General features: G+C 72.8%; 7 protein-coding genes. 4 read left to right on the top strand and 3 right to left on the bottom strand.

What is annotated here, in order from left to right; genetic code table 11:
• The first annotated feature begins 155 nt into the window (after window positions 1-155).
• A complete protein-coding gene (locus tag ACFY1E_RS40990) occupies window positions 156-3,275 on the top strand; it encodes an FAD-binding and (Fe-S)-binding domain-containing protein (RefSeq protein WP_389085830.1) in 3,120 nt (1,039 codons plus the stop codon).
• 12 nt (window positions 3,276-3,287) lie between these two features.
• Here ACFY1E_RS40990 and ACFY1E_RS40985 read toward each other — a convergent pair whose 3' ends face one another.
• Both ACFY1E_RS40985 and ACFY1E_RS40980 read right to left on the bottom strand, forming a co-directional pair.
• Entirely contained in the window at window positions 3,288-4,022 is a 735-nt protein-coding gene (locus tag ACFY1E_RS40985) for a YcnI family protein (RefSeq protein ID WP_389085828.1), read from the bottom strand.
• Window positions 4,023-4,061: 39 nt separating this feature from the next.
• On the bottom strand, window positions 4,062-4,670 hold the full coding sequence (locus ACFY1E_RS40980) for a hypothetical protein (RefSeq protein WP_389085826.1): 609 nt from the start codon (window positions 4,668-4,670) through the stop codon (window positions 4,062-4,064).
• An 84-nt stretch (window positions 4,671-4,754) separates the two neighbouring features.
• Between ACFY1E_RS40980 and ACFY1E_RS40975 the strand changes: the two genes are divergently transcribed.
• The 3 genes from ACFY1E_RS40975 (at window position 4,755) to ACFY1E_RS40965 (ending at window position 6,398) form a co-directional block, all read left to right on the top strand.
• Window positions 4,755-5,237 carry a DUF5990 family protein gene (locus tag ACFY1E_RS40975; protein ID WP_389085824.1) on the top strand — a complete coding sequence of 161 codons (483 nt, stop codon included), beginning with the start codon at window positions 4,755-4,757 and terminating at the stop codon, window positions 5,235-5,237.
• Window positions 5,238-5,276: 39 nt separating this feature from the next.
• Window positions 5,277-5,669 carry a DUF6153 family protein gene (locus tag ACFY1E_RS40970; protein WP_389085822.1) on the top strand — a complete coding sequence of 131 codons (393 nt, stop codon included), beginning with the start codon at window positions 5,277-5,279 and terminating at the stop codon, window positions 5,667-5,669.
• Window positions 5,670-5,762: 93 nt separating this feature from the next.
• Window positions 5,763-6,398 carry a DUF305 domain-containing protein gene (locus ACFY1E_RS40965; protein WP_389085820.1) on the top strand — a complete coding sequence of 212 codons (636 nt, stop codon included), beginning with the start codon at window positions 5,763-5,765 and terminating at the stop codon, window positions 6,396-6,398.
• Window positions 6,399-6,540: 142 nt separating this feature from the next.
• Here ACFY1E_RS40965 and ACFY1E_RS40960 read toward each other — a convergent pair whose 3' ends face one another.
• A complete protein-coding gene (locus ACFY1E_RS40960) occupies window positions 6,541-7,494 on the bottom strand; it encodes an XdhC family protein (protein ID WP_389085817.1) in 954 nt (317 codons plus the stop codon).

The raw sequence follows: 7,494 nt of genomic DNA, 5'->3' as shown, positions 1-7,494 counted from the left end.
GAAGACGGCAATCTCCACTACGCCCGGAGGTCCCTCCATGATCAACAACCGGTAGCGGGCGTGTCACCAACCTCCCGGCCGAGTACAGCTAGCGCGTGGTCCCCCCCGCTCCTGGGTACTCGGCGGTCCCGTGCCGGCGATAGCAGGAGGGCTCCATGGGCGCACTGGACCTGCCCGAACCCGTCGTCCGCAGCGGAGCCGCGCCGCCGGTCGACACGGCGGGGCTGGAGGCCGCGCTGCGCGAGAGGGTCGACGGCGAAGTCCGCTTCGACGCCGGAAGCAGGGCCGCCTACTCCACCGACGCCTCCAACTTCCGGCAGACCCCGATCGGTGTCGTCGTGCCCCGCACCCCGGAGGCGGCCGCGGAGGCGGTCGCCGTCGCCCGCGAGTACGACGCGCCCGTCCTGTCGCGCGGGGGCGGAACCAGCCTCGCCGGGCAGTGCACCAACGCGGGCGTGGTGATCGACTGGTCGAAGTACTGTCACCGGCTCGAGTCCGTGGACCCGGACGCCCGCACCTGCATCGTCCAGCCGGGCATCGTCCTCGACGAGCTGAACCGGCAGCTCGCCCCGACCGGCCTGCGCTACGGCCCCGAACCCGCCACCCACATGAACTGCACCATCGGCGGCATGATCGGCAACAACTCCTGTGGCGCCACCGCCCAGGCCACCGGCAAGGTCGTCGACAACATCGCCCGCCTGGAGGTGCTCCTCTACGACGGGACCCGCTTCTGGTGCGGCGAGACGAGCGACGAGGAGTACGCCGAGATCGAGCGGCAGGGTGATCTGCGGGCCGCCCTCTACCGGCAGTTGCGCGCCCTGCGGGACCGGTACGGCGACGAGGTCCGCCGCCGCTACCCGGACATCCCGCGCCGGGTCTCCGGCTACAACCTGGACTCGCTGCTGCCCGAGCACGGCTTCGACGTCGCGGGGCTGCTCGTCGGCAGCGAGTCGACGCTGGTCACCGTCCTGCGGGCGGAGCTGGAGCTGGTGCCCGTGGTCAAGGAACGGACGCTGGTCGTGCTCGGCTTCCCGGAGATCTCCGTGGCCGCCGACGCCGTACCGGCGATCCTGCCGTACGAGCCGATGGCGCTGGAGGGCGTCGACGCGCGGCTCATCAAGGACGAGCGGATCAAGCACCTCAATCCGAAGGCCCGCGCCCAGATGCCCGAGGGCAACGCCTTCCTGATGGTGCAGTTCGGCGGGGACACCGTCGAGGAGGCGGACGAGCGGGCGCACCGGATGCTCGACGGGCTGCACGAGTCCGAGCACGACGCCGAGGTCGCCTTCCTCGACGACCCCTCGCACGAGGAGGAGCTGTGGCAGGTGCGCGAGGCCGGCCTGGGCGCCACCGCGCACATCCCGGGCAAGCCCGACACCTTCGAGGGCTGGGAGGACTCGGCGGTGGCACCGGAGCGGCTCGGCGACTATCTGCGCCGACTGCGCCGCCTCTACGACGAGTTCGGCTATCTCAGCGACACCGGGCCCAGCCTCTACGGCCACTTCGGGCAGGGCTGTGTGCACACCCGCATCCCCTTCGACCTGTACTCGGCCGACGGGGTGGCCGGCTACCGGCGGTTCATGGAACGGGCGGCCGATCTGGTCGCCGAGTTCGGCGGGTCGTTCTCCGGGGAGCACGGGGACGGACAGAGCCGCGGTGAGCTGCTGCCGCGGATGTTCGGCGAGGAGCTGGTCGAGGCCTTCGGGCGGCTGAAGGCGGTGTTCGACCCGCTCGACCGGATGAACCCGGGGAAGGTCGTGGCGCCGTACCGGCTGGACGAGAACCTGCGCCTGGGCGGCGACTGGGCCCCGTACGCACCCCGTGACCTGCACTTCCGCTTCCCGCACGACGGAGGGTCCTTCGCGGAGGCCGCCAACCGGTGCGTCGGCGTGGGCAAGTGCCGGCAGCTGACCAACAAGGGCGGCTCGGTGATGTGCCCCTCCTACCAGGTGACCCGGGAGGAGGAGCACTCCACGCGAGGGCGGGCGCGGCTGCTGTTCGAGATGCTCGACGGGCACGGCGACAGCGCGATCCGGGACGGCTGGCGCTCGGAGGCGGTACGGGACGCGCTCGACCTCTGTCTGGCCTGCAAGGGCTGCAAGAAGGACTGCCCGGCCGATGTGGACATGGCGACCTACAAGGCGGAGTTCCTGTCCCACCACTACGAGGGCCGGCCCTGGCGCAGGCCCCGCTCCGACCTGTCCATGGGCTGGCTGCCGGCCGTCGCCCAGGCCGTCGGCCGGGCCGGGCTCGGGCCGCTCGTCAACGCGCTCACCCACACCCCGCCGCTGTCCCGGGCGGCCGTGGCGGTGGCCGGGGTCGAGAACCGGGAGATACCGCTGTTCGCGGGGCGGACCCTGCAGCAGTGGTTCGCCGGCCGTCGTGAGTCGTACGGCGACGGATCCCGCGGCAGCGTCCTGCTGTGGCCGGACACGTTCACCAACTTCTTCCACCCGCATGTCGGGCAGGCGGCCGTGGAGGTGCTGGAGCACGCGGGCTGGCGGGTCGAGCTGCCCCGCGAACCGCTGTGCTGCGGCCTGACATGGATCTCCACCGGTCAACTCGCGATGGCCGAGCGGGTGTTGAGCCGCACGGTGCGCCGTCTCGCCGGGCATGTCCGGGCGGGCGGGCTGGTGGTCGGCCTGGAGCCGAGCTGCACCACCGTGTTCCGTTCGGACATGGGCGAGCTCTTCCCCGGCGACCGTGACGCGCGCAGGCTCCGCGACCAGACGGTGACGCTGGCCGATCTGCTCACCGAGCACTCCCCCGGCTACCAGCCCCCGCAGGTGCCGGACCGTTCGGCACGGGCGCTGGCGCAGGTGCACTGCCACCAGCACGCCGTGCTCGGCTGGGACGCCGACCGCGAACTGCTCGGCCGGGCAGGCGTGGACGCCGAGCAGCTGGAGTCCGGCTGCTGCGGGCTGGCCGGCAACTTCGGCTTCGAGCGCGGCCACTTGGAGGTCAGCGAGGCCTGCGCGGAACGCGTCCTGCTGCCGCGGCTGCGCGAGACCGACCCGGCGACGGTGCTGCTGGCCGACGGCTTCAGCTGCCGCACCCAGGTCCACGAGTTCGACAGCGGCGGCCATGAGGCGGTGCACCTCGCGGAGCTGCTGGCCTCGGCGCTGCCCGACGGTGCGCACGGCAGCGCCTACGGCGTCGGCGCGGGCGTACGGCCGGCCCCGCCGGGCCGCCGCGCCCAGTCCCTCGCCCTGGCCGGGGTGGGGCTGGGCGCGGCGGCCGCCGCAGCAGCGGTGACCCGCGTGCTGCGGCGGTGAGGACCGCTGGGGTCAGGAGGCCTTGGCGGAGCGGCCCCGGACGAGCGCGAACGCCGCTGCCGCCAGGCCCAGTACGCCCACGACCAGTCCGGCGACACCGAGTCCGCGGGCGGTGGAGTCGCTGCTCGCCGCGCTCGACGTGGAGCTGTCGGCGCTCTTGGGTGCCGCCGACGAGGCCGAAGTGCTGCCCTCCTCGGCCCCCTTGGCGGTCAGCTTGAGGACGGGTGCCGGGTTCTCCGGCTCGTCCGCACCGGACTGGGCCACGTCGATCCAGCGGACGGTCTTCCCGTCCGAGTACGTCTGGAGGGTCTTGAAGGTCAACCGGTCGGTGTCGTCGGGCAGTTGGCCGAAGGCGACGTTGAAGTCCTGGTACTGACCGGCTCCGATCTTCCCGCCCGTCCAGGTGATCTCGGAGACGGCGTCGGTGATGGTGCCGTCGTCGGTCTTGACGGGCGTCTTCAGCTTGGTGTTGGTGACCTTCGCCGTCCAGCCGTTCTGCGGCGGCGACACGAGCACCCCGAGGACCGGGTGGTCGGTGGGCAGGAACACCTGCACCTTGGTGGTGCTCGCGGTGTCCTCCTCGTTGGGGACGCGGAAGGTGAGGACGCCGTCCGTGGCGCCCTTCGCATAGCTCTCGGGGTGGACGGTGACGTGCGCGGAGGCGATTCCCGCGGCGGCCAGGAGCCCCCCGGCGGTCAGCGCCGTGACGGTGCCGGCGCGGCGCAGGGCGGTGCGTGCGGTGGACATGGGTGAGCTGATCTCCGTACTGAGGAAGGGATGTCGAGGTCAGATCGCGTACGACATCCCCGGCGGCGGACCGCGCCGCTGCACCGCGTGCCGCAGCAGCAGCCGTCGCAGCGGCCGCGGACCGTCGGCATCCGGGCGTACGGCGTCCGGCGCGACCGGCAGGGCCGTTGCCCCGCCGCGCACCCGCCACCAGGCCGCGAGGCCCGGCACGAGCGTGACGGCCCGCCGCAGCAGCGACCACAGCGCCGCCTCACCGCGCCGCAGCCACCAGGTCAGCACCACCGCGGCGCCGACATGGGCGACGGTGGCGTGCGGGGTCAGGGCGTGGGAGTGGCCCATGTGCATGGCGCCCATGCCCTGCATGCCGTACATGCCCTGCATGAGCATCATGGGGTGCGGGCGTACGGCGTCGAAGGCGAGGTGCAGTCCGGCCTGGGCCGTGAGCGTGCCCGCGCCGATCGCGGCCAGCGAGCGCTCCCGGGCACCCAGCAGACAGCCGGCCCCGAAGACCGGTACGAACCCCGAGGCCTGCACCCACACGGGCGGTGCCGTCCCGGTCGCCAGTGCGTGTCCCCCGGCGGCGAGCAGCACGCACAGCGCGGCGAACACCGCCGCGCGCAGCACGCGTACCGAAGGAGACGCCGTCATGGCGCCCGATCCTGCCATGCGCCGGGGCGGCTCCGCCCGGCGGATCCCCAAGCGCACAGGTGCAGACTGGACACCCGTGGAGAAGTGCCGAGCGAAGGCGGTGACGGGGTGACGGCCGGACTGCGCATCCGTATCGACGGCGTCGACCTGCCGGGCCGTACGTGCGGGTCCGACGACGGAATGCCGTCGTACTCGAACATCCATGTGGCCGTGCAGTGCCGGGGCCGGGCGGGGGAGCTTCTCGATCCGCAGCCCGGCGACGCCGTGTCCGTGAGCTGGACGCTGGAGTGCACGGTCACAGGTACGGACGTCAAGGGGCCGTATGTTCAAGGGCGTCCGGGCGGGCGGTTCGTCTATCTGTCCTGGGGGACGGTCGACGACTCCGGTGCCTTCGGCATGTTCCGGCGCGCCAAGCTGATGCTGGACGCCGTGCCCACCGATGTGCTCGGCGCCGCCGTGCGCGAGGGGCTGCTGGTGGGGCGGCTGCGGCTGAGCGACGCCCGCGGAAACCCGTTGTGCGCACGGGTCATGCCACCGCAGATCGCCTGGACCGCGGAACAGGGGTGACGGCCCGGGGCCCGCGGCGGTCTGCGTAACATGGGCGCCGTGACAGCCCTTGCACAGCATCGCGATGCGCCGCCGCGTTCCCTGCGGTGGCGGGCGTTGCTCGTGCTCGGGCTGCTGGCCGGGCTGCTCGCCATGCACGGCCTGGCACCCGGCGGCGGTGTCGTCGAGCACTCCGCTGCACGGCACATGACGGCGGCGGTCGCCCTGCACGGCGACTGCGCGGGCGACGACTGCGGTGGTGGCCATGCCCAGCACGCCGACCGGACCTGTGCGTCCGGCGCCCTGAGCGGCGGGCCCACGCTGCCCGCGCTCGTCGCCGACCCGGTGGCCGTGCCCGCGCCCTCCGACACCCCTTGCCCCTACGCGGGCACGGCCCCGGACGGTGCACGCGCGCCACCCTCCCTGGCGGAACTGCAACTCCTGCGGATCTAGACACCACGCGGCACCGCGCCCACGCACGACCGGCGACGCGGTGCGCCCCGGCAGGTCCAGATCCCTTTCACGCAGCAACGCAGGAGTTCCAGCATGCGCAACACCCGTACGTCCATGGCCCGTCGCACCGCCCTGGTGGCCGCGACCGTCACCGCCGGGCTCGTCCTCGCCGCCTGTGGCGGCAGCAGCGACAGCGGGAGCGGCCACGACAGCCACACCTCCGGCTCGTCCTCGTCCTCGCCTTCATCGAGCACCGCCGCTCACAACGCGCAGGACGTGTCCTTCGCGCAGGGCATGATCCCGCACCACCAGCAGGCCCTGGAGATGGCGAAGCTGGCCGCCGGCCGGGCCTCGTCCGCCAAGGTCAAGGATCTCGCCGCGCGCATCGAGAAGGCGCAGGACCCGGAGATCCGCACCATGAGCGGCTGGCTGAAGTCCTGGGGCCAGAGCGTGCCTTCGGCGATGCCCGGCATGGACCACTCGGCGCACTCCGGCATGGCCGGGATGATGGACACCGAGGACATGGACAAGCTGGCGAAGGCGTCCGGCGCCGAGTTCGACACCATGTTCCTGACCATGATGATCGAACACCACAAGGGCGCCGTGCAGATGGCCGGCACGGAGAAGTCAAAGGGCGCCTACGCCCCCGCCACGACCATGGCGGACGACATCATCACCGGCCAGACCGCCGAGATCAAGGAAATGAACCAGCTCCTCGGCAAGAGCTGACGTCCTGAGGGGAGGGACCGCTGACCGGTCCCTCCCCGCCGCCCTGAAGGGGCGCGGGGCTGTATTCATATGCGGCTCCGCCGCGGGGCGCGACCAGCCACGACGGCGCAGCAGACAAAACAACACCGCGCCCCCACGGACCTCACCGCCCAAGCGCCGCCAGCACCTCCGCACAGATGGCCAAGGCCGTCTCCGCCGGCGTACGCGCCCCGATGTCCAGCCCGATCGGCCCATGGATGCGCCCGAGCTGCTCCTCGTCCAGTCCCGCCGCCACCAGCCCGGCGGCACGCCGCTCCTGTGTATGGCGGGAGCCCAAGGCACCGACGTACGGGACACCGGAGGTCAGAGCGGTGTGCAGAGTAGGCACGTCCACATCGGGGTCATGGCTCAACATGATCAGACAGGCGGCGGCCGGATGCGAGACAAGTAGCTTGCCCGCATCCCGGGCGGCCGACGTCACCGTGGCCTGCCAGCCGAGCAACCCGGCCTGGGCGACGAGGAGTTCGGCGAGTTCGCCGCCGCCGACGATGAGGAGGTGGGGGACGGCGGGGCAGGTCTCGACGAGGCAGAGTCCGGCCTCGGTCGCGTGCACCTCGCGCCCGGCGCGGTGGCGGGCGAGCAGGTCTCGGGCACTGGCGGCGGCCTGGGGCGGCACATCCGGGCCGTCGGCCCTGTCGTCCGGGGTGACGACGGCGCTGACGGCATGCGTACGCCGTCCGTCCAGCCAGGTGACCAGCGCCGCGTCGGCGCCCGACCCGAGCAGCTCCCACCAGCGGGCCGGTACGGCGGCCAGGGGCTGGAGCAGGATCTCGGCCTGGCCTCCGCAGGTCAGCCCTGCCTCCTGTACGCCGTCGTCGTGCACGGCCACCGCGACCACCCGGGCGGTGTGACCGGGCGGAAGCGAGGCCGCCTCGGCGACCAGCTGCCGGTCGAAGGCGCCCCGGTAGAGCCGGCCGCGGCAGTGTCCGTCCTCGTCGACGAGGATCGCGCCGGCCGGATGCCGCGGCCCGAAGCCGCGCTCGCTGAGCGGCCGTGCAAGGACCGCCGCGCGGCCCTCCGCCGCCCACTGTGCTGCCGTACCGGCCAGTTCGCGCAT

The organism is Streptomyces sp. NPDC001604 (assembly GCF_042893475.1).
In the GTDB taxonomy this organism is placed as follows: Bacteria; Actinomycetota; Actinomycetes; order Streptomycetales; family Streptomycetaceae; genus Streptomyces.
Note: the sequence above shows the minus strand (reverse complement) of the source record. Positions and strands in the feature narration are given on the sequence as shown.

Bases quoted from the DNA above. Each gene is read 5' to 3' on its own strand.
- ACFY1E_RS40990 (WP_389085830.1), top strand. From the start codon at position 156: ATGGGCGCACTGGACCTGCCCGAACCCGTCGTCCGCAGCGGAGCCGCG.
- ACFY1E_RS40985 (WP_389085828.1), bottom strand. From the start codon at position 4,022: ATGTCCACCGCACGCACCGCCCTGCGCCGCGCCGGCACCGTCACGGCG.
- ACFY1E_RS40980 (WP_389085826.1), bottom strand. From the start codon at position 4,670: ATGACGGCGTCTCCTTCGGTACGCGTGCTGCGCGCGGCGGTGTTCGCC.
- ACFY1E_RS40965 (WP_389085820.1), top strand. From the start codon at position 5,763: ATGCGCAACACCCGTACGTCCATGGCCCGTCGCACCGCCCTGGTGGCC.
- ACFY1E_RS40960 (WP_389085817.1), bottom strand. From the start codon at position 7,494: ATGCGCGAACTGGCCGGTACGGCAGCACAGTGGGCGGCGGAGGGCCGC.